This window comes from Proteus vulgaris, from assembly GCF_011045815.1.
Taxonomy (GTDB): Bacteria; Pseudomonadota; Gammaproteobacteria; order Enterobacterales; family Enterobacteriaceae; genus Proteus; species Proteus vulgaris_B.
This window is the reverse complement of record NZ_CP047344.1, coordinates 3,317,236-3,337,763: the sequence shown is the minus strand read 5'-3', so window position 1 is coordinate 3,337,763 and position 20,528 is coordinate 3,317,236. Positions and strand designations below refer to the sequence as shown.

Here is a 20,528-nt window from a genome sequence, read left to right as displayed (position 1 = left end):
TATATTAATAAGATAATCTCTTTTTGGCTAATTTAAATATAGCTAAGGGTGTTCTCTGCGCGTAGGTAAATAAAATGAAAAAAAGAGTCAGTAGTTTTATATTAATAAATATATTTTTAATAAGTTTTTGGTCTAAAGCATCAGATAATATTACCTTGAACTTCTCTGGGAATATAAGAGTTTCAACTTGTAATATATCTAATGGAAGTAATATTAATGTTGATTTGAAAAATATTCCTGCGGCTAAATTTGAGAAAGCGAATACCTCATCTGAATGGAATAACTTTTATATTAATTTTACAAATTGTTCTACAGCTATTAATCAAATACACCTGACATTTTCAGGTGTTGCTGATACTGCAGATGCGAATAGCCTATATAAAAACCAAGGAAGTGCTAAAAATATCGCTGTGCAATTAGAGAATGGAACGGGTACGGTGAAGCTAGGAAATAAACAATCATTAGTTCTCACATTAAATGGGAAAACAGACGTTAATTTATGGTTACGAACACGTGCTTTTAGTCCATCAGGAAAAGGAATGCCGGGGACAATATCAGCGAAAGTAACTGCCAATATTGTTTATTTATAAAAGAGAAAAACATGAGAAATTTAATATTTTTATTGTATTTTTTTTCATTTTTTACAATGGCAAATACTGTCAATATCAATATTTATGGTTCAGTGACAGTATCACCTTGCGAAGTTGTTAGTAAAGATTATTTAATCGATTTTAAAAAGGTAAATATCAGAGAGTTAAAAAGTACGCAATATACTGATTGGATTAATTTCTCAGTAAAATTAAAAAATTGTCCTATAAGTACCCAGAAAGCAATAATGACAATAACCGGTGTTGCAGATCCTAATAATGGAAATTATTTTATTAATAATGGGACAGCAAAAAATATTTCATTAAATTTGATAGAAAACATTAATAAAACAAATGTAAAAAATGGGACTAAATTAGAAACTACGATTAATAGCGGAACAAAAACAGCAGAATATCTCTTTGCCGCTAGATTAATTAGAACAAGTAATGAAATAACTACAGGCTCATTTAAAAGTCACCTTGAATTTACATTACTTTATAATTAAAAAATATTTAATTTAGGAGATAAATGTGACAAATAAATATCCAGTATCAAAAGCAATAGGTAAAAAAATTGCATACTACAGAAAAATGTATGGGATTTCATTGGATGAATTAGCGGAAAAAATTGGTGTTAGCCAGCAACAACAATCAAGATATGAAAGAGGTATTAATAGAATTAATATAGATAGATTAAATCAATATGCAGAAATATTTGGTGTTCACTTAAAGGATTTTTTTATTCTCGATGAAAAAGATGATAGTGAAATTAAAAAAATTCTATTGAAAAAAAATGAGATGAAAAATGAAAGATATAATAACTAAGTCATTGTTATTAAGTGGTTTTTTGTTTTACTCCACTTATTCGATTGCGGCTTGCATTCAAAATCCAAACTTTAATAACATTATTGTTAATGTGCCTAATCGAGAGTTTAATATTCAATATGACGACACCACAACACGAACACTTGCTGAGCTTAAAATTACGTATAAACAAAATTTTATTAATACATTCTCAGGAAAAAATGGTAAATGCGGAAATGCCGTTATTTCAGGTGATTATATTAATGGATGGGTAACTAATTCAAATAAAATAGCGGCAACCAATATTCCGGGTATAGGGATTAGAGTTAAGATGACAGAAATTGGTTATATAAACACCACGTTTAGTCGATTCGCAGATGATTTAAAGTATGAAGTTAGAAATCCTTATTGGACTGTGGAAATAATAAAAACAGGTAGAGTAACCCAATCAAACTCTTTAACCGCAGGAAATTTAGCACGAATGGTACAAACGAATACATTACCAAATAATAGCCGATGGATTTTATCGACATTAAGAATACCTATCGGTGCGATAAAGGTAAATTCATTAAAATGCACCACTAAAGCGAATAGCTATAATATCAATTTAGGCACATGGTATGATACCCAGTTTAAAAACATTGGAGATGTTAGTCAAAATGTTAATATTCCGATCACCTTAAGTTGTGCAGCAGGAACAAATATAAAGGCAACTGTAACAAGTAGTGCTGGATATATTGACGTGAATACAGGAAAGTTAAATTTGTCGGGTTCAAACAGAGCTACGGGAATAGGGATACAACTAGTTGACCGTAATAATAATCCGATTAGGTTAAATACAAAGCTTAGTTTACAAAATAACGTCTCATCTGGAGATTATATTTTTAACTGGAAAGCACGTTATATTAAAACGGGTAGTAAGATAACAGCTGGTTCGGCTAATTCAACCGCAACAGTAAATATTTTATACGAATAAATTTATAAAAATAAGTACATATTAATTTATTTTTAAGGATATATTGTGAGCAAGAGAATATCGAAGATAGTTGGAAAAAAAATTAGATGTTTGAGAGAGCGTTATTCTATGAGTGGTGATGAGTTTGGTGCTTTACTCGGCATTAGCCAGCAGCATCAATCTCGTTATGAAAATGGAGTAACTAATATTCATGCTGATACTCTTTATAATTTATCTTACCTTTTTGATGTTGATCCAGAGTATTTTCTAAGCGATTTACAGATTGAGGATAATAAATTAGATAAGGATAGGATTGAATGTAATAAAAATCACTATATTGCTGAATCATTATTTTTAAAATGAAGTTAAATATAAATAATGCCTAAGAGCTGAATAAACATTTATAAAAATGAAATAATCGCTGATACTTAGGCATTTACGTTTAAATTAATTAAAGAGTAAAGATAAATTTCTTGTCTTTTTTACCAATACCCTAATACTTTCCACCATAAGCTTCCGAGTGTTAACCAAATAACTAAATTCACAACACTCATAACAAAACCGGCTTTCCACCACTCTCCTAAAGAGGCATAACCTGAGCCGAAAATAATCGGTGCTGTACCTGTGCCGTAATGGGTAAGAGACATCATTAATGATGAGGAAAAAGCTAAAATTAACCCTAATAACATCGGTGGCGCGCCAAGTGCTAAACCTGCGGCATAGAAAGCGGCAAACATTGCAGTAATATGCGCGGTAGTGCTGGCAAAGAAATAGTGAGAATACACATAAATTAACACCAGTAATATCATGCCACTGACCCAACTAATTCCCATACTATCAATACTTGCCCCTACGCTGAGTGATAACCACTTAATTAATCCTAATTTTCCTAAGAAGGATGCCATCATCACTAAAGCTGAGAACCAAACAACAGTATCCCACGCACCTTTATTTTTTAAAATATCATCCCAGTTTAAAACACCCGTACATAATAAAATGGATAAACCAATAAAAGCCGCAGTGGTGGCATTTACACTAAATCCATCACCAAATAATAATGCAGGCACACCTGCCCACATAATTAATAATAAGGTGAATACTGCAAGGGTTATTTTTTCAGGTAATGAAATAGGTCCTAATTGTGCTAAACGCTCTTTAGCAAAATGAGGCGCATTCGGGGTACTGGTTATTTCAGGTTTATAAAGAAGATAGATAACAATGGGCATTAATATTAATGAAACGATAGCGGGCACAAACGCAGCAATTGCCCACATAGACCAACTAAGTTCATGTGTAGGATCAGTTTCACTGATAATTAAACTCACAATAAGTGGGTTAGGCGCTGTTGCCGTAATAAACATGGCAGAAGTAATTGGATTTATATTGTAGTTCACTAAAGAGAGGTAACGACCTATTTTACCACTTGTACCATCTTCAGCTTTAGAGTTAAAACTGTCTGAAATTGAACGCATAATCGGGTGAATAATACCACCACCACGAGCAGTATTACTTGGCGTTACTGGGGCTAATATTGTTTCGGCAATGGCTAATGAATAAGCTATTCCAATCGTTTTTTTACCAAATAGTGAAATAAAATAGTAACCAATTCTCGCGCCAAGCCCCGTCTTATTTAGGCTCATGGAAACCATAATAGAAATACCAATTAACCAAATAAGATCATTAGAAAAACCACTTAATGCATCACCGATAGCGGCTTTAGTTGAGTTAGGGTTAGTGACACCAGTAACAGCCACTAAGGCAATAGCAATTATAGAAACAGCACCGATAGGAAGTGCTTTACCAATAATAGCAGCGATAGTACCAACAAAAAGAGCTAATAAATGCCAAGCATTGGGATCAACGCCTTCTGGAACGGGAATAAAAAACCAGATAATAAGGGTAATAGAAACAGCGATTAAAGTAGGTATGGGTCGTAATGGAGTTAATTTTTTCATCAGGTTATTCCATTAAGTTGCAGGTTAAATAAATAATCAGAAGTAAAAATGAAACTAATAAGTATTTTTATTGCTAGTAATCTTATTAACATATTATTAAACATTCATTGACTGATGTCATAAAAATAAAATTATTTGTTAATTCGTTTTTTTAATAAGGATTTTTATGTAACTCGATGTTGTTAAAATAAAAAGTAATTCTTTATCTTTTTGTTTTTTATATAGTTTTTTAGGTTTTTAATGATTGGTGTTAAAATTCAATAATAGGTGGAAATAAAATATAGTTGTGATAAGTGAAGTGATTTGATATCACATTTATCATATTTCATACATTTAACAAAGATAGATTGTGTTATTATTTCTAGTCGCCTTTGTTTTATTAATCTACGAAAATAAAAATGCTTTTAACAATAATTGAATAATAGAAAAGAAAAATAATATCTTTTTTTGCTATAATATTGTTGCCTGAAACAATTCAGCTCAATATTGAAAATAACCTAATAGGTGATACGCAATGAAGTATGATTTAAACGACCTCTACTATTTTGTGAAAGTTGTTGAGTTCGGCGGTTTTTCTCAAGCGGCAGAAACACTAGGAATACCTAAATCTAAACTCAGTCGTCGTATTGCAGATTTAGAAGAGAAACTCAATGTCTCTTTAATTTATCGCTCTACTCGTCAATTTCATGTCACCAAAATTGGGCAAACTTTTTATCAACAATGTAAAAATGTGGTTGCAGAAGCTGAAATTGCGGAGGAGGTTATTTGCTCAGCACAAGGGCACCCTCATGGAACAATTAAGCTCTCTTGTCCTGTTGCATTATTACAAATATATATTCAAGATATTTTGGTCGATTTTATGGAAAAATATCCGGATATTAATATTCAGATATTAGCCATTAATCGTCCAGTTGATGTGATTAGTGAAGGCCTTGATCTTGCATTACGAGTCAGAGCATTGCCACTAGATGATTCAGGTTTAACAATGAAAATTCTAGGTTACTCTCGACGTGTATTAGTTGCTAGTCCCTTGCTTTTTAAAGGACGTGAGATCCCTGAGTCACCAGAACAACTTGCAGATTATCCTATTTTGGCAAATAGCGAACACTCACAACAATATACGCTAACGCTGACACATGAAACGGGTTCTGTTTCCACTCAGCATGTTACCCCTAAATTAGCCACAACCGATGTTTTGACTCTTTATAAAGCAACATTAAAGGGATTGGGTATAACAAGATTACCCTTGAGTGTGGTTGAAAAAGAGTTACAAGATGGCAAGTTAATTGAGGTATTGCCAAGTTGGCGTTTTCCTAAAGATGTGATTCATGCCGTTTATCCATCAAGAAAAGGGCTATTACCTGCAATCCAAGTATTATTGGAATACCTTGCTGAAAATATGTCACCAATGAAAGAGTAAAATTGATATAAAAACGGCTCCAAATAGAATAAGGAGCCGTTTGATTTCTATTGTTTTTGTATGAAATAACAACGTTATTCGTTAGGTATACGGCCAAATTTACCTTGGTTAAAATCATCAATGGCTTGTCTGATTTGCGCTTCGCTATTCATTACAAAAGGGCCATAACCTACGACAGGTTCATTAATAGGCTCACCACTGAGATATAAGACAACGGCATCTTCAATTGCTTCAAGATTAGCAGAGCCTCCTTCATTATCTAAAATAACCAAATCTCCAGTTTGTAATTGGGTTTGATTATCAAGATAAACACTACCATGTAATACAACTAAGCCCACATAACGCCCTTTTTTCGTTGGCAGTGTGGCTGATTTTGCACTCTTTAATTGCAGATCCCACACATCCACAGGCGAAAAGGTTTTAGCAGCACCTTTAGTTTCATGGTAATCACCTGCGATAATACGAAGCTGTCCTGCATTATCAGGCAATGGGAGTACTGGGATCGCACTTTCTTTCAGTAATTGATAACCAGCAGGTGCTGATTTGGCATCTGATGGGAGATTAACCCATAATTGCACCATATCTAATACACCCCCTTCTTTGGTAAATGCATCTGAATGGTATTCTTGATGCAAAATACCCGATGCCGCAGTCATCCATTGCACATCACCAGGACCAATAACACCGCCTTCACCCGTTGAATCATGATGTGCAACTTCGCCTTTATAAACGATGGTCACTGTTTCAAATCCACGGTGAGGATGTTCACCTACACCTCGGTTATGGCCTTGAGAGGCAGGAAAGTCGGTTGGTCCTGCTCTATCTAACAGTAAGAATGGATTTAAATATTTACCATGATCACCATAGCTGAACAGTGAACGCACATGAAAGCCATCACCTACCCAATGTTGACGAGGTGCTTTATAAATACCAATAACTTTTTTCATAATGATATTCCTATAAAATTTCTATAGGACGCATTTTAAAGTAATTAATATATTTAAATAGTATTAAAAATAGATTTCATTATTCTAAGAATAGAACAATAACAAAATGTTTCAGTGTTCTATTTTTGGAATAGTGTTTATCATAATTGACTCTAGCGATATTTTAATTAATTGACTATTGTTTATTACAACGAGGGGAGAACGATATATAGATATCATCTTTTAATATTTCTCCTTAACTCAGTTAATAATCAATATTTATTAATTAAAAGGAATAAACAAATGAGCGCTCCAGCAAATTTTAATGGCCAACGTCCTGTTATTAATCCAGAAGATGCTGTTATGTTATTAATTGATCACCAAAGTGGTTTATTCCAAACGGTTGGTGATATGCCTATGACTGAATTACGAGCACGAGCTTCAGTATTAGCGAAAATGGCAACATTAGCTAATATGCCGGTGATTACTACAGCATCTGTTCCACAAGGCCCAAATGGCCCATTAATTCCTGAAATTCATCAAAATGCACCACATGCTAAATATGTTGCACGTAAAGGTGAAATAAATGCATGGGATAACCCTGAGTTTGTTGAGGCTGTTAAAGCGACAGGCAAAAAACAATTAATTATTGCTGGCACTATTACGAGTGTTTGTATGGCATTCCCTGCTATTAGTGCTGTTGCTGAGGGTTATCAAGTCTTTGCAGTTATTGATGCATCAGGAACTTACAGTAAAATGGCGGAAGAAATTACCTTAGCTCGTATCGTTCAAGCAGGGGTTGTGCCAATGGATACTGCTGCGGTTGCTTCTGAAATTCAGAAGACATGGAATCGTGATGATGCTGCTCAATGGGCGCAAGCATATACCCAAATTTTCCCTGCTTATCAATTATTAATTGAAAGTTATAGCAAAGCTCAAGATGTATTAAAAAATAACGAGATATTAGATTCTCAGCGTTAATTAATTCTCAACTCTCTTTGTACTTTATATTATCTGTGTTTAAAAATGCCCATAAAGTATTTTCTTTATGGGCATTATTCTATAAAAATAGATTAGGAAATTATAATGAAATTTATTTTACCGGCTGTATTATCTTCATTATTACTTGTGCCAGCAGTACAAGCCAATGAATATAAACTTGAACCAACGCATACTAAGGCAATGTTTTATATTGATCATTTTGGGACATCTACTAACAGTGGTGGTTTCTATGAAATTGAAGGTGATTTAACATACTCACCAGAAAAAAATATAGGAAAAATAAACGTTTCTATTCCAGTTAAAACTCTAAATACGGGATTAACGGCATTTGATAATCATGTGAAAAGTGCAGATATTTTAGATGCGAATAAGTACCCAACAATTCAGTTTTCTTCAACAAAATGGTATTTCTCGGATAATAAACCCACATCTATAGAAGGGTTATTAACGATGAAAGGAAAAACATTGCCAGTTAAATTAACAACAACCAAGTTTAATTGTTATGAAAGTCCTGTATTTAATGCATCAGTCTGTGGTGGTGATTTTGAAACAACTATTAAACGTTCAGATTGGGGCGTGGATTTTTTGGTCAAAGAAGGGATGGCTGATAATATGACATTAAAAATTCAAGTTGAAGCTATTAAGCAGTAAATTAAGTCATATTTTATTTTTATTTCATAGAAAAGGCCTTGTTAAATATGAGGCCTTTTCTATTTTTATATAATAAAAAATATAATTTAAGTTAGGTGTTAAATTCTAAAAATAGAGTTAAAAGAGAGTTTATTTTTAATTGTTGATAATAATGATTTATTGCTGTATGTTATCGAATTGTTGCTTTAATTTTATTTCCCATTGTTTTGTATGATTTTTGTTGCCATTTTTTTGTTTCTGATCCGTTAAATTTTGCCTTTCTATTTTTGATTTTATCTCTGAATTAATAAACTTTCCTCATCATAATTTATTTAATAAATATCATCCGATTAAATAAAAATTTTTTACAATAAATAAGTGTGACTTCAATCACTCTACATTTAGATATTTCTTCAGTATGTTTATACGCAGAGATTCAAAATTAATAAATCAGACATTTATTTATATTGCTTAACAGTTTAAGCAAATAGGCTTCTTATTATCAAAAAAACGAAATGCAAATAGATATGTGCTGTTACATATATTAAATGCATTAAGGATATCATAATGATCCATGCTTTTATTAAAAAAGGGAGCTTTCAGGATTCAGTTAGCCTGATGATTATTTCCCGAAAATTAAGTGAAGCCCCAGAGGTGGAAGAAATTTCCGTCATGATGGGAACACCAGCGAATAAATCTCTTCTTGATGTCACCGGCTTTTGGCATGACATGTTTAACGAAGCAACGCCGAATGACATTTGTGTTTCGATTAAAGCAGAATCAGATGATCCTGCCATTATCGATATGATATCGACTGCTTTAGAAGAAGCATTAGCTGAAATTGCAAGTGGTCAGAAAGGCGGTAACAAATTAACGACAGTACGTAGCTGGCGTACCGCTAAACAAAAAAGCACTAATGCCAATATGTTACTTATCTCTATTGCTGGTGAATATGCCGCGGAATTGGCTGACACAGGCTTAGAAGATGGTTGTAACGTCATGCTGTTCTCTGACAACGTTTCTATTGCAGATGAAAAAGCACTAAAAGAGAAAGCAGCCGCAAAAGGTCTGATTGTGATGGGGCCTGACTGTGGTACTGCAAATATTGCAGGCGCGCCTCTTGCTTTCGCTAACATTGCACCTAAAGGCTCTATTGGTATTGTTGGCGCATCAGGTACAGGTATTCAAGAAATTACCTCTCAAATCGTTTTACAACGCCAAGGTATTTCTCATTCAATTGGCCTAGGTGGTCGTGATTTAACAGAGCAAATTGGTGGTATCAGTGCAATCACTGCTATCAATATGCTGGCGGCAGATCCTAATACGCGTGTTATTGCTTTTGTTTCTAAGCCCCCCGCGCCTGCTGTGCGCCAAAAAATCATTGCTGAAATGAAACGCCATAATAAACCGATTGTGGCGCAATTTTTAGGGACAACACCTGAGAAATTCCAAGACGACAATATCTATTTTACTCGAACGTTAGATGAAACAGCACGTATTGCGGCTGAATTAGCGCGTGTTGAAGATATCGCGGCTGAGTTACCAAAAGTTACAGGTAAGAAAATCATTGGTCTTTATGCCGGTGGTACGCTAGCGGCTGAATGCGCCATGTTGTTATCTGAAAAACTTAATGTTGAAGTCGATAACGAGCATAAGCAAGGCACAATGCTAGATGCTGATGGTCACAAAATCATCGATATGGGTGATGATTTTTATACACAGGGTAAACCACACCCAATGATTGACCCATCAACACGTAACAAATTTATCAGTGAGCTAAGCAATAAAACAGAAGCTGGCGTGTTACTGGTTGATTTTGTTATTGGTTATGGTGCAACTCAAGATCCTGCCGGTGCGTTAATACAAGAAATCAAAAAACTGAATGAAAAACGTGGCGAAGCCAATCCATTAATCACCATCGCAACCATTACTGGTACTGAAGACGATCCACAAAACCGTAGCGAACAGCAAAAACAGCTAAAAGAAGCGGGCATTATTGTTATGGATACGTTGCCAGAAGCGGTTTTATTAGCAAAAGAATTAATCCAGCCACATCCAGCAGAAGCACATGCTGAAGTGTCACCACTGCTTAACGGGATCTCTGTGATCAACGCCGGTCTACGTAGTTTTGCAGACGATCTGCAATCGAGTGGGACACCTGTTGTGCATTATCAGTGGGCACCTGTCGCAGGTGGTAATAAAAAACTGGCTGAAATATTAAAGAAATTGAAATAAGGAATTGCAGATATGTATTCAACTATCGAACAAGCGAATGAAGCAGTTATCGAACGTATCCGTGAAGCCCGTCCTCACTGGTGTGATGTTAACTTAGCAAAAGAAGTTGTACCGGCTTTAGAAACAGGCAAAAAATTACTTCATGCTGGCCCTCCTGTAACTTGGGGGGAAATGAGTGGCCCTGTTCGTGGTGCATGTATCGGAGCTTCTTTATTTGAAGGCTGGGCAGAAACAGAAGAACAAGCATTAGCGATGTTAGAAGCGGGTGAAATTGAGTTTATCCCTTGCCATAACGTAAATGCAGTAGGCCCAATGGGCGGTATTACTTCTGCTCATATGCCAATGTTGGTGATTAAAAACCACATTCACGGTAACTACGCTTACTGCAACATGAACGAAGGTATCGGTAAAGTAATGCGTTTTGGTGCTTACGGCCCAGACGTGCAAGAGCGTCTACATTGGATGCAAAAAAGCTTAGCGCCAGTGTTAAAAGCAGCGATTGCCACTTTTGAAAATGGTATCGACCTGACTGCAATTATGGGTCAAGCAATTACTATGGGTGATGAATTCCACCAACGTAATATCGCTGCTTCAGCCCTGTTACTGCGTCAATTGGCACCAGTATTAAGCACATTAGATTTTGAAGATGCTGAAATCACAAAGGTAACAAAATTCTTGAGCATTACAGACCAGTTCTTCCTGAACTTAGCAATGGCTTACTGTAAAGCTGCGATGGATGCTGGTGCTCAAATCAAACAAGGCACCATCGTTACGGTTATGACCCGTAATGGTAGCAACTTTGGTATCAAAATCAGTGGAATGGGTGACCAATGGTTTACTGCGCCAGTAAATACACCACAAGGTCTGTTCTTCTCTGGTTTTAGTCAAGCAGATGCAAACCCAGATATCGGTGACAGTGCAATTACTGAAACTTTCGGTATTGGTGGCGCAGCAATGGTTGCAGCACCAGGTGTAACACGCTTTGTTGGTGCATCAGGTGGTATGGATGCTGCACGTGAAGTGACTGAAGAAATGGCTGAGATCTACCTTGCTCGTAACATGATGTTGCAAATTCCAACTTGGGATTTCCAAGGTGCATGTTTAGGATTAGATGCTCGTCGCGTTGTTGAAACGGGTATTACACCACTGATTAACACGGGTATTGCACATAAAGAGCCGGGTGTTGGCCAGATTGGTGCAGGTACTGTACGCGCACCTTTAGGTTGCTTTGAAAAAGCGATTGTTGCATTGGCAGAAGAGTTAGGCATCGACGCTTAATCGTGCTTTGTAACGATAAATCACAGCAATAAAGGGGGCATTATGCAAATTCAAGCACTTCAAACCAGCCAGCATATCACTGATTTTGAAGGTGAGATTAAATGTGTGGGCATTTATGACCATGCTTTGAATTTCATTTGCCCTCAACAACGCTTAATCACTTTTCATCGTGAAGGGAGAGGATTAAGCCCGATGGGATGGTTATTGAAACAAGATGATTTCGATTATTTTGCTAAACAGTGCCATCCCTCGGTCATGATGAGTCTAAAAGATCATCAAGCAATACTTGCAAATAAACTCACTCTACTCGCGGGTCAGAGTGAGAATTTACGTTTACAAGATAAAGCGGAACTAGATTTGCGTTGGTTAGAAAGTTTTTTTTCTCTGCTCTCACCCTCGATTGCAACAGGGTTGTATGGACCATTAAAAAATTATCGCCAAATCGCGCAACTCAGTGAAATTAAGTTATTAATTAAGCTATTTCATAATCAGTCAGTGGGCAATGCGGTTAACTGGGCCATTTTTACAGGGAAAGGCCCCGGATTAACACCAAGTTCAGATGATATGCTAGTGGGAATGTTATTTGCACATTATTTAGCAGAGCCAGAAAAAAAACTTAATTATTTTTTTAATAACACTCCCCCTTTATCTGAATTGACCACCGTTGTCAGTAAGCATTATTTGGAATATGCCACCCAGGGAATATTTTCTACCTATCTCATTCAACTAGGTAAAAAAATAAAGAATAAAGAGATTATTTTTAAGGATATGTTGGAAATACTTTCTATTGGCCATCATTCCGGTGCAGATACATTACTGGGATTATGGATTGGTTACCAAACTAAAAAACAACGACAGCATATTGATTAAATTTTTTTAATAAAAGAATTTATATAAACATTCGGATACGGATAATTATGAAAACAATTGTTATTGCTTTAGGCGGAAATGCATTATTACAACGCGGAGAAGTTTTGTCTGCTGAGAATCAATATAAAAATATTGAATTAATGTCAGAGACAATTAATAAATTAGCAAAAGAGTACCGTGTTGTATTAGTACACGGCAATGGGCCTCAAGTTGGACTACTTGCACTACAAAATCTGGCATATCAAGATGTTCCTGCATATCCGTTGGATATTCTAGTGGCTGAGAGCCAGGGTATGATTGGTTATATGATGATGCAAAAAATTAATCAAAATAACCCAGAACAAGCTATTACAACGGTAATGACGCGTGTTTCTGTTGATATTAATGATGAAGCATTTAACGATCCAAGTAAATTTATTGGCCCTATTTATGATGAAGCTGATAAAGAAGAATTGATTGCTAAGTATCAATGGACATTTAAACAAGATGGTAAACATTACCGCCGTGTTGTGCCATCACCAACACCGAAAAAGATTATTGATATCGAAGCGGTAAGACTTTTATTAGATAAAGGTCATATTGTTATTTGTGGTGGCGGTGGTGGTATTCCAGTCAATAATACCAATAATGAATTTATTGGTAGTGAAGCGGTTATTGATAAAGATTTAACCGCGGCTTTAATTTCTCGTGAATTAAATGCAGAGCACTTTGTTATTTTAACAGAGGCTGATGCTATTTATAAAAATTGGGGTACACCAGAACAAGCCGCAATTCGTGAAGCAACACCAGAAGAACTTGCACCAATGGCTGTCGCTGATGGCGCAATGGGACCAAAAATTATGGCGGTGAGTGATTTTGTTAATGCAACTGGGCAACAAGCCCATATTGGTGCATTACAAAATATTCAACAAGTTATTGAAGGTCAGTCTGGCACTTTAATTTATAAGTCTTAATAAAAATTCTTTCAGGAGCGTCATTATGAACGATGCACAAGTGAATGAGAAAGGCAAAGTCCCTTATTGGGTCAAACTGACCATTATCTTCTTTTTTGGTTGGATTGCACTTTATGGTAGCCGTGCCATTGTCGGCCCATTAATGGTAAATATTGGTGCTGAGTTTGATCTTACTAAAGCTCAACTTGGTTCTATTATGAGTATTTTCTTTATCGGATATACAGCACTCAATATTCCATCAGGCATGATTGGTGACTATTTAGGTAAGAAAAAAGTATTAGTAACAGGGATTGTGCTCTTTGGTGGGTTCACCATTATTGCGGGTATGATGCCAACTTACGTGACCTTTATGTTTGCATGGGTCATGGTGGGTATCTTCCAAGGCTTCTATTATGGCCCTCAGTATGGTTTATCTTCAGAAGCGATACCGAAACATCGTATTACGTTAGGTAGTGCGATTATCAATAGTGGTATGGCATTTGGTCTGTCGATTGGTTATTACATCTCAAGTATTTCTGTTGGTGAGATGGGAATGAGCTGGCGTGCGCCGTTCTATATTATTGGTGTTCCTATTATCATCATTGGTTTGGTGATGTTATGGATAATCAAAGATAAACCAAAAGCACAATCTGCGACAGAAGCTGGCGCACCAAAACAGAAAGTTAAACTGACATTTAAAGACTTATTTGGCAATCGCAATATCAACCTTGCGTATGTCACTATCTTCTGTTCAATCTATGGTTTCTTCGTGTTAGTCACTTGGTTGCCGTACTACTTAGAAACTGAACGTGGAATTACAGGGACACAAATTTCAACTATTGCATCATTAATGCCGTGGTTTGCTATTCCTGGTTCACTTATTTTTAGCTGGGTTTCAGATAAAATTGGTCGTCGTAAGCCTGTATTACTGATCATGTTACCACTGTCACTTGTCGCTATTCTTGCTGTACCAATGTCAGAATCAATGCCTGTATTAATTGGTGCTCTGATCCTTTACGGTATTGTAGGTAAAATCAGTACAAACCCAGTATTGGTTGCTGTAGTTGCTGATAATTCACCACGACATGCGTTAGGTACATCGTTTGGTGTTTATAACTGTATTGGTATGCTGGGTTCGGTTTTCGCACCAACACTAACGGGTTTCTTATCAGATAAAACAGGAAGTATGGACTCAGGTTTCTACTTTGCCGCTATTCTGATTTGTATTGGTATTGTGGCCAGCCTCTTTATTAAAGAAAGCAACAATAATAATGAAGAAGCAAAAGCATAGCTCACCATTCAGTTAGTCACTGAATAAACAGTAAAAGGGCAGACTTCGGTTTGCCCTTTTAGTTTAAAGGATCGTAAAACGATTGCACGCTAGGATGATTTTGCTTAAAAAGCTCGACTAAATAACTGACCACAGCGCCTTTTTTATCTTCACACCATGCAAAAGAAAGCGGCGAATTATGACGACGATTTTTTACTTCTTTGGCAATTAGCTGGCCACTATCAATAAGAGGTTTACACAAACTTAATGGTAAAAATCCGATACCGACGCCTTTTAAATGACAGGCTAATTTGGTGTGTAAATCAGGTACGCGAATTTCGTGCTGACCGGATAAGCGCCATGCTGTGCGTTTAGAAAGATGGCGAGACGTATCTTCTACGTTAACCGCGGAATACATTCGCATTTGATCATCACTTAATACCCCACTGATATTGGCTAAAGGATGATTAGGTGCGACAACAAATTGCCATTGAATTTCACCCATGGCGCAAATATTGATATTATTCTTAAGGGATTCATTCCCCGTAACGCCAATAGCAAAATGATAATCTTCATTAATAAGTGCATCCCAAACACCCATATAAACTTGGCGAGTAATATGAAATTGTGTGGAAGGAAAACGTTGATGGAGACAAGCCAGCATACTGGCAACCGCAGTGCGATCATAAAGAAGATTATTAATGACAATATTCACTTGATGTTCGACACCAGCATTCATTTGTTGAAGTTCAACAGGCATCGATTCTAACCATACAATCCATTGGCGGCATTTTTCTAATAAATATTCACCTGCTGGGGTTAACGTTACGGTTCTGGTTGTACGATTAAAAAGTTGAGTACCAATATTTTCTTCTAATGTTTTAATCCGATAACTAATGGCTGCGGATGTTTTATGAAGCATATCGGCAGCTTTCGTAAAACTTTGGCAATCGGCGACCTGTATAAAAGTACGGATCATTTCTTGGTCTAACATATCTTTTGTCCTGGTAATAATAGAGGCAAAATTTCAGCAGATAATGCTGAACTAAAAAAAGTAAACAAAGCAAAGCTTACCTATTTTTTCTAAGGTCTATACTGCAAAGTAAGACAACTTCTTATCGTGTTAATGAATGTTATTATTATTGGCTTGATATTGTGTGCCGTATGAAGTTTCGATTATTTATAGATAAGCGATAAAGCATACTAACAAAAATTTCATCGGATGATGGGCGTAAATAAGAATATCTATATTCCATTTGTGTGATTGCTTTCACGTTTCACTCATCCTTTTACCGATGAAGTTAAGATATCAGTAAAAGGCGGTGAAAGTCAGGATAAAAAAATTCTTTAATAAGATGAAAGAAAGGAGATCAGGCTATTTTAAATGGGTAAGTAAAAAAGAGTAGATGAGTCAAATTAAGCACAAAATGAAACGCGGTTGAAACCCAAAGCCGACCACTCCACATCCAAGCCAAACCATAAATAATCCCTGCCAACGAAGCGAAAACAACTAACAATATACCTCCAGCAATATGTGCGAGGCCAAAGATTATGGATGCAATTAATAGTGCAACATAAGGAGGAAGGTAACGTGATAAGGTTTGTTGAATAACACCTCTAAATAAAGCTTCTTCAGCAAGAGAGACAAAAAAGAGGTTTGCCAGAATAAATGCAGGTAACCAATGTGGTAAATGAAGCTCAATGGCTAATCCCCCTAATTTTACAGCAATAAGTAATAATGCGGGAATAGCAATAATCAACATTATCCATTGTAGTTTATTCGCTTTTTTTAATGGAGGACAGACAAAAAGTGTGGGAATGAAAATGAGAAAAATAAAGGGTATCAATGCTTTATCTGCATTGAAATAAAACGTAAAAGGGACGCTTTTTATTCCTATAGAGGTGTGTGAAAGGTAACGTAAATTGTTAAAGCCAGGAATAAGATGAAAGGCTAAACCACTAGCAATGATAATAAGAGCAAGAATGATAATTGCCCGAAGCAGTGGTTGTGTTTTATAACGGGAATAAGCAAACGTTAATAACAGAATACTAAAGATAATCGGCAAGACTTGCCATGTAATAATGCCAGTTATAAATGCGCTAAGTGCTGTGACTGCAAGTGTAATAAGTGCAAGTATGCGATTGAAACCTAAAAATAATAAAGAAGCAGCGAGAAGTAGCCAAGTGATCATAATTATAGATATTTTAGAATGAAAAGGGGCGTTAGGGTAAAAGATAGCTGGCATTTAGGCTATCATAATGAATAAAAAATACAGAAATCAGACCTCTTGATTAAGAATGTTATTAATTAATAAATTGATTTTATTATAAAAATAATAATATTTACTTTTAGTCTAAAATAAAAACAATTGTTTAATTATTATGTTGATAATCAATATCTGATATTAAATTTGTATGAATAATAAGATAAAAGTGAATATATAAACATGCCGATAATATGGATATCGGCATGTTTGTTTGTCTTGAGTTCGCTTATTTTTGGCTAAATAGTGTAAAAACTAAACGTAAAAATAGCGAATAACATGAAAGAAAATAGGGGCCGCAAAACAGAGTGAATCCATTCTATCCATCATGCCACCATGGCCTTCTATCATTGTGCCAAAGTCTTTTACGCCACTGTCTCTTTTTATCGCTGACATACATAAACCACCAGCAAAACCCGCCAATGTAATGACTAAAGAGAGTAAAAAGGCGGCCCACCATGAAAAAGGCGTCGCCCACCACAACATCATACCGATAAGGCTGGCGGAAATAATGCCACCAAAAAATCCTTCGATTGTTTTATTTGGGCTTAATTTAGGCACGATAGGATGTTTGCCAAATAATTTACCAAAGACATATTGGAGTACGTCAGAAACTTGTACCACAATCATTAAAAAGAGCAGTAAGTTGATATTACGGCCTTCAAAACCTTCAATAGGCAACATTAATAGTGCCGGAGCATAACTTAGGCAATAAATGGCTATCATCACACTCCATTGTACTTTTGCCATACGCTCTAAGAAATGGCGGGTATCACCTGAAAGTGCCATGCGTGTTGGGATTAATAAAAAGGCGTAAACAGGAATGAATATTGCCATTAAATTATACCACTGCACACCAACGAGAATGTACTGGATAGGTAAGATCACGAAGAAACACCAAAACAATGCCTCATGATCGCCTCGATGTGTTGGGGTTAATGTAATGAGTTCACGAAGAGCAAGCCATGAAATAATAGTAAACAGTACCACAGAGCCAATTGCGCCAATACTAATTGCAACACCCGCAATAATACACATTACCCACCAAGCATTGATCCTTGAGTTAAGGTTAGTAATTGTTGATGTAGGGCCTTTAATTGCCGCAAGAATAGCACCAATAATGCTGGCAACAATTAAGAAAGAGAAGAGTCCGATAAATATCCAGAGGACTTCATTATTAATACGTTCCATTGTGTAACTCCTCTAACGCGCTTTTGGCTCTTATCAGAAACTCTTGTTTACTTTCATTTTCATGGGTAGCTACTATGGGTGCACCAAAAATTGCACTACAAATAACGGGAACAACTAAGCGGGAGCCTTTAGGGAGTACCCGATTTAAGTTTTCAAGATAAATGGGGACTAATTGAACATTCGGATTTTTACGAGAAAGATGCCAAAGGCCAGCTTTAAAATCCTGAATAGATTCGCCATTGCCTCGTGTGCCTTCTGGGAAAATAATTAGAGATTCACCTTGGTCTAAAATATCTTGCATGATAGCCAGTGCATTCACTTTATTCGATGTTGATGATGCAGTTTCGCCCGTTGATTGTTCAAGTATCTTTTCGCATTGATTGCTTTCTTCAGCAATATTCATTTTAGCAGCATGGCGAGGAATAAGGATTGCCCTAAAAATACGGCGAGACAAATAGCGACGTAAGCGATTTTTATTCCAGTAATCTTCAGCGGCAACGGGATGTACATAAGGACGAATATCAGGCGCAAGGCAAGACCAAATTACCAAACCATCAAGATGACTAGAGTGGTTAGCGTAATAAATACAAGGTGTATCTTTCGCTATCGGAGACGTTTGTTTGGCTCGAATACCCGTTAAAAAACGACAGATAGAGACTAATACGGATGACACCACTTTTGCATCTAAAGCAAGTTTTCCATTTTTCATTAATCAGACACCTTGTGCTAAATCCCGTAAAATTCGACGGGTTCTGAAAATTGTGGTTAGCGTTGAACCTAAAATAATAATCCATAATGAGATAAAAAAGAGCCACATTCCCCAAAGGTTAGGAATAAAAGCAGCAATTACAGCAATTGAAGTGAGTAAAGCCATTCGATGTTGTTTTGCCATAGGGCCTGTAAAGTGTTGTTCTAATCCACAGCTCCCGCCTAACACACGAACATAAGCAGTCATTACCGCAAAAAAAGCACCTATCCAGCCTAAAGTAATAGCCATTGAAAAGTCGCTGGATAAACCATAACCGACACCTAAAATGATCAGCGTATCTGCAATTCTGTCTGGTAATTCATTATAAACTGCCCCTACAGGGCTTTTCATCCCGCCTTCAACCGCAACCATACCATCTAGTAAGTTACAAATAAGACGACCTTGGATCATTAATGCACCAAGGATCAATAAGAACGAGCGTAATAAGCCATGAGAATAAGAAAGGGCAAAAAAGAGCGATAGGCCAGCAAGCAATGAAAATACAATGCTAAACACAGAAATACCGTTGGGCGTAGCCCCTTTTTGCTGTAAATAGCGGCTTGATTTTGTTGCCCAGTTTGTTTGTCTTGCTTTTATAGGACGGCGATTTTTATCTTGATTATTCATTTTTCTTTGTAAAAAAGCGAGTTAGGAGGGGATAGCATAAGGCTATTTGGTCAAAGTGAGAATAAGAATAAACGTATAAGCTTATCTTATATTTTTAAAGTACATATTTATCCTATCTTCTAATACTCAAATTAAGACTATAAATAAATTATCAATAAATATTTACTTTTCTAGGGGTTAATACTTATTCGGTGATAGTCTATTATACTTACCAGTAATGATCTTTTAACGATGGTCTTTATTGGATTGATATTAAGTAGAAATGATAAATAATGTATTACATTATTTAAACTATAAAGAGAATAAATTTCTTAAGTAAAAGGGAGTGTAAAGGATAATACTTATTATTCTTTCTTGTTTTACGACCAAGATTACGATAATTTAAATGCGTTAATTAGAATATTCTTATTAATAAAATTTTGATTAAATCGAAAATGAAATCGCATAAACAATCTCTAAATGAACATAAAAAAAAGAGACCAGGATCTATATTGTATTATTTTTAATCATTAATAATTTCTATCGTAAAATAAGAATAAAGAATAATGGAAATTTTAAATGAGAATATTCATCTTTATAAAAAGTAAAAAATGATTTATATCAAATGAAATGCTTCACATATTCTTATATTTCTATTACTAATAAAAAACAGTAATTATAGTTATTAATAATAGCGATTATGAAAATAAAATATATGAGTGTTTTAAATCGAAATTAAACGAACCATAATGAAAGGGTGGCATCAAAATAAGTTGCCGCCCCTTCTATCGTAGAATGGAGTATAACGTGTTAATTATTCCCATATTAAGTACAAATCATCCAAAATAGAATGTT

At 35.6% G+C, this 20,528-nt stretch carries 20 protein-coding genes; 13 read left to right on the top strand and 7 right to left on the bottom strand.

The genetic code is table 11. The features are described 5' to 3' along the window. Positions 1-74 precede the first annotated feature (74 nt). The 5 genes from GTH24_RS15875 to GTH24_RS15855 are packed head-to-tail and all read left to right on the top strand — an operon-like array spanning position 75 to position 2,709. A complete protein-coding gene (locus GTH24_RS15875) occupies positions 75-590 on the top strand; it encodes a fimbrial protein (RefSeq protein WP_072070158.1) in 516 nt (171 codons plus the stop codon). 11 nt (positions 591-601) lie between these two features. Beyond that, positions 602-1,093 carry a fimbrial protein gene (locus GTH24_RS15870; RefSeq protein WP_072070157.1) on the top strand — a complete coding sequence of 164 codons (492 nt, stop codon included), beginning with the start codon at positions 602-604 and terminating at the stop codon, positions 1,091-1,093. Positions 1,094-1,118: 25 nt separating this feature from the next. Continuing rightward, complete coding sequence (locus tag GTH24_RS15865; RefSeq protein ID WP_115350812.1) at positions 1,119-1,412, top strand: helix-turn-helix domain-containing protein; 294 nt, start codon at positions 1,119-1,121, stop codon at positions 1,410-1,412. Then, the gene (locus tag GTH24_RS15860) at positions 1,393-2,367 is read left to right on the top strand and encodes a fimbrial protein (protein WP_164526683.1); all 975 of its coding nucleotides are present in this window, start codon (positions 1,393-1,395) and stop codon (positions 2,365-2,367) included. The genes GTH24_RS15865 and GTH24_RS15860 overlap by 20 nt, the downstream gene beginning before the upstream one ends. Positions 2,368-2,412: 45 nt before the next feature. Beyond that, complete coding sequence (locus tag GTH24_RS15855) at positions 2,413-2,709, top strand: helix-turn-helix domain-containing protein (protein ID WP_072070154.1); 297 nt, start codon at positions 2,413-2,415, stop codon at positions 2,707-2,709. A gap of 119 nt (positions 2,710-2,828) precedes the next feature. Here GTH24_RS15855 and GTH24_RS15850 read toward each other — a convergent pair whose 3' ends face one another. Then, complete coding sequence (locus GTH24_RS15850) at positions 2,829-4,301, bottom strand: anion permease (protein WP_072070153.1); 1,473 nt, start codon at positions 4,299-4,301, stop codon at positions 2,829-2,831. Positions 4,302-4,815: 514 nt separating this feature from the next. On the opposite strand from GTH24_RS15850, the gene GTH24_RS15845 reads away from it, so the two are divergent. Then, a complete protein-coding gene (locus GTH24_RS15845) occupies positions 4,816-5,721 on the top strand; it encodes a LysR substrate-binding domain-containing protein (RefSeq protein ID WP_072070152.1) in 906 nt (301 codons plus the stop codon). Between the two features lie 74 nt (positions 5,722-5,795). Here the strand turns inward: GTH24_RS15845 and GTH24_RS15840 are convergent, their stop codons facing one another. Beyond that, positions 5,796-6,668 carry a pirin family protein gene (locus GTH24_RS15840; RefSeq protein ID WP_072070151.1) on the bottom strand — a complete coding sequence of 291 codons (873 nt, stop codon included), beginning with the start codon at positions 6,666-6,668 and terminating at the stop codon, positions 5,796-5,798. 282 nt (positions 6,669-6,950) lie between these two features. Between GTH24_RS15840 and GTH24_RS15835 the strand changes: the two genes are divergently transcribed. From GTH24_RS15835 to GTH24_RS15805, 7 genes are all read left to right on the top strand, one after another. Next, on the top strand, positions 6,951-7,628 hold the full coding sequence (locus GTH24_RS15835; protein ID WP_072070150.1) for a hydrolase: 678 nt from the start codon (positions 6,951-6,953) through the stop codon (positions 7,626-7,628). A 105-nt stretch (positions 7,629-7,733) separates the two neighbouring features. Continuing rightward, positions 7,734-8,300 carry a YceI family protein gene (locus tag GTH24_RS15830; protein ID WP_072070149.1) on the top strand — a complete coding sequence of 189 codons (567 nt, stop codon included), beginning with the start codon at positions 7,734-7,736 and terminating at the stop codon, positions 8,298-8,300. 546 nt (positions 8,301-8,846) lie between these two features. Further along, positions 8,847-10,514 carry an acyl-CoA synthetase FdrA gene (locus GTH24_RS15825; protein ID WP_072070148.1) on the top strand — a complete coding sequence of 556 codons (1,668 nt, stop codon included), beginning with the start codon at positions 8,847-8,849 and terminating at the stop codon, positions 10,512-10,514. A gap of 12 nt (positions 10,515-10,526) precedes the next feature. Beyond that, on the top strand, positions 10,527-11,792 hold the full coding sequence (locus GTH24_RS15820; protein WP_072070147.1) for a DUF1116 domain-containing protein: 1,266 nt from the start codon (positions 10,527-10,529) through the stop codon (positions 11,790-11,792). 42 nt (positions 11,793-11,834) lie between these two features. Next, positions 11,835-12,662, top strand: coding sequence for a DUF2877 domain-containing protein (locus GTH24_RS15815; RefSeq protein WP_072070146.1), 828 nt, complete (start codon positions 11,835-11,837; stop codon positions 12,660-12,662). Between the two features lie 47 nt (positions 12,663-12,709). Further along, on the top strand, positions 12,710-13,615 hold the full coding sequence (locus GTH24_RS15810) for a carbamate kinase (RefSeq protein WP_072070145.1): 906 nt from the start codon (positions 12,710-12,712) through the stop codon (positions 13,613-13,615). 25 nt (positions 13,616-13,640) lie between these two features. Next, the gene (locus tag GTH24_RS15805) at positions 13,641-14,885 is read left to right on the top strand and encodes an MFS transporter (protein WP_164526682.1); all 1,245 of its coding nucleotides are present in this window, start codon (positions 13,641-13,643) and stop codon (positions 14,883-14,885) included. Positions 14,886-14,943: 58 nt separating this feature from the next. On the opposite strand, the gene allS is transcribed toward GTH24_RS15805, so the two are convergent. The 5 genes from allS to GTH24_RS15780 all read right to left on the bottom strand — a co-directional run bounded on the left by allS (position 14,944) and on the right by GTH24_RS15780 (position 19,694). Continuing rightward, positions 14,944-15,858 (bottom strand): HTH-type transcriptional activator AllS, encoded by a 915-nt coding sequence (gene allS, locus GTH24_RS15800; protein WP_072070143.1) that lies wholly within the window; start codon positions 15,856-15,858, stop codon positions 14,944-14,946. Positions 15,859-16,234: 376 nt separating this feature from the next. Continuing rightward, complete coding sequence (locus GTH24_RS15795) at positions 16,235-17,056, bottom strand: CPBP family intramembrane glutamic endopeptidase (protein WP_164526941.1); 822 nt, start codon at positions 17,054-17,056, stop codon at positions 16,235-16,237. Positions 17,057-17,383: 327 nt separating this feature from the next. Further along, positions 17,384-18,319, bottom strand: coding sequence for a phosphatidate cytidylyltransferase (locus GTH24_RS15790; protein WP_072070142.1), 936 nt, complete (start codon positions 18,317-18,319; stop codon positions 17,384-17,386). Next, positions 18,306-19,028 (bottom strand): lysophospholipid acyltransferase family protein, encoded by a 723-nt coding sequence (locus GTH24_RS15785; RefSeq protein WP_072070141.1) that lies wholly within the window; start codon positions 19,026-19,028, stop codon positions 18,306-18,308. Before GTH24_RS15785 ends, GTH24_RS15790 begins: the two co-directional genes overlap by 14 nt. A 3-nt stretch (positions 19,029-19,031) precedes the next feature. Then, positions 19,032-19,694 carry a CDP-alcohol phosphatidyltransferase family protein gene (locus tag GTH24_RS15780; RefSeq protein ID WP_072070140.1) on the bottom strand — a complete coding sequence of 221 codons (663 nt, stop codon included), beginning with the start codon at positions 19,692-19,694 and terminating at the stop codon, positions 19,032-19,034. Positions 19,695-20,528: the final 834 nt, after the last annotated feature.

What these genes read in the sequence shown, in the direction of transcription:
- GTH24_RS15805 (WP_164526682.1), top strand. Translation starts at nt 13,641, where the DNA reads ATGAACGATGCACAAGTGAATGAGAAAGGCAAAGTCCCTTATTGGGTC.
- GTH24_RS15825 (WP_072070148.1), top strand. Translation starts at nt 8,847, where the DNA reads ATGATCCATGCTTTTATTAAAAAAGGGAGCTTTCAGGATTCAGTTAGC.
- GTH24_RS15830 (WP_072070149.1), top strand. Translation starts at nt 7,734, where the DNA reads ATGAAATTTATTTTACCGGCTGTATTATCTTCATTATTACTTGTGCCA.
- GTH24_RS15840 (WP_072070151.1), bottom strand. Translation starts at nt 6,668, where the DNA reads ATGAAAAAAGTTATTGGTATTTATAAAGCACCTCGTCAACATTGGGTA.
- GTH24_RS15810 (WP_072070145.1), top strand. Translation starts at nt 12,710, where the DNA reads ATGAAAACAATTGTTATTGCTTTAGGCGGAAATGCATTATTACAACGC.
- GTH24_RS15785 (WP_072070141.1), bottom strand. Translation starts at nt 19,028, where the DNA reads ATGAAAAATGGAAAACTTGCTTTAGATGCAAAAGTGGTGTCATCCGTA.
- GTH24_RS15820 (WP_072070147.1), top strand. Translation starts at nt 10,527, where the DNA reads ATGTATTCAACTATCGAACAAGCGAATGAAGCAGTTATCGAACGTATC.
- GTH24_RS15850 (WP_072070153.1), bottom strand. Translation starts at nt 4,301, where the DNA reads ATGAAAAAATTAACTCCATTACGACCCATACCTACTTTAATCGCTGTT.
- GTH24_RS15790 (WP_072070142.1), bottom strand. Translation starts at nt 18,319, where the DNA reads ATGGAACGTATTAATAATGAAGTCCTCTGGATATTTATCGGACTCTTC.
- GTH24_RS15815 (WP_072070146.1), top strand. Translation starts at nt 11,835, where the DNA reads ATGCAAATTCAAGCACTTCAAACCAGCCAGCATATCACTGATTTTGAA.
- GTH24_RS15875 (WP_072070158.1), top strand. Translation starts at nt 75, where the DNA reads ATGAAAAAAAGAGTCAGTAGTTTTATATTAATAAATATATTTTTAATA.
- GTH24_RS15795 (WP_164526941.1), bottom strand. Translation starts at nt 17,056, where the DNA reads ATGATCACTTGGCTACTTCTCGCTGCTTCTTTATTATTTTTAGGTTTC.
- GTH24_RS15780 (WP_072070140.1), bottom strand. Translation starts at nt 19,694, where the DNA reads ATGAATAATCAAGATAAAAATCGCCGTCCTATAAAAGCAAGACAAACA.
- GTH24_RS15835 (WP_072070150.1), top strand. Translation starts at nt 6,951, where the DNA reads ATGAGCGCTCCAGCAAATTTTAATGGCCAACGTCCTGTTATTAATCCA.
- GTH24_RS15870 (WP_072070157.1), top strand. Translation starts at nt 602, where the DNA reads ATGAGAAATTTAATATTTTTATTGTATTTTTTTTCATTTTTTACAATG.
- allS (WP_072070143.1), bottom strand. Translation starts at nt 15,858, where the DNA reads ATGTTAGACCAAGAAATGATCCGTACTTTTATACAGGTCGCCGATTGC.
- GTH24_RS15845 (WP_072070152.1), top strand. Translation starts at nt 4,816, where the DNA reads ATGAAGTATGATTTAAACGACCTCTACTATTTTGTGAAAGTTGTTGAG.
- GTH24_RS15860 (WP_164526683.1), top strand. Translation starts at nt 1,393, where the DNA reads ATGAAAGATATAATAACTAAGTCATTGTTATTAAGTGGTTTTTTGTTT.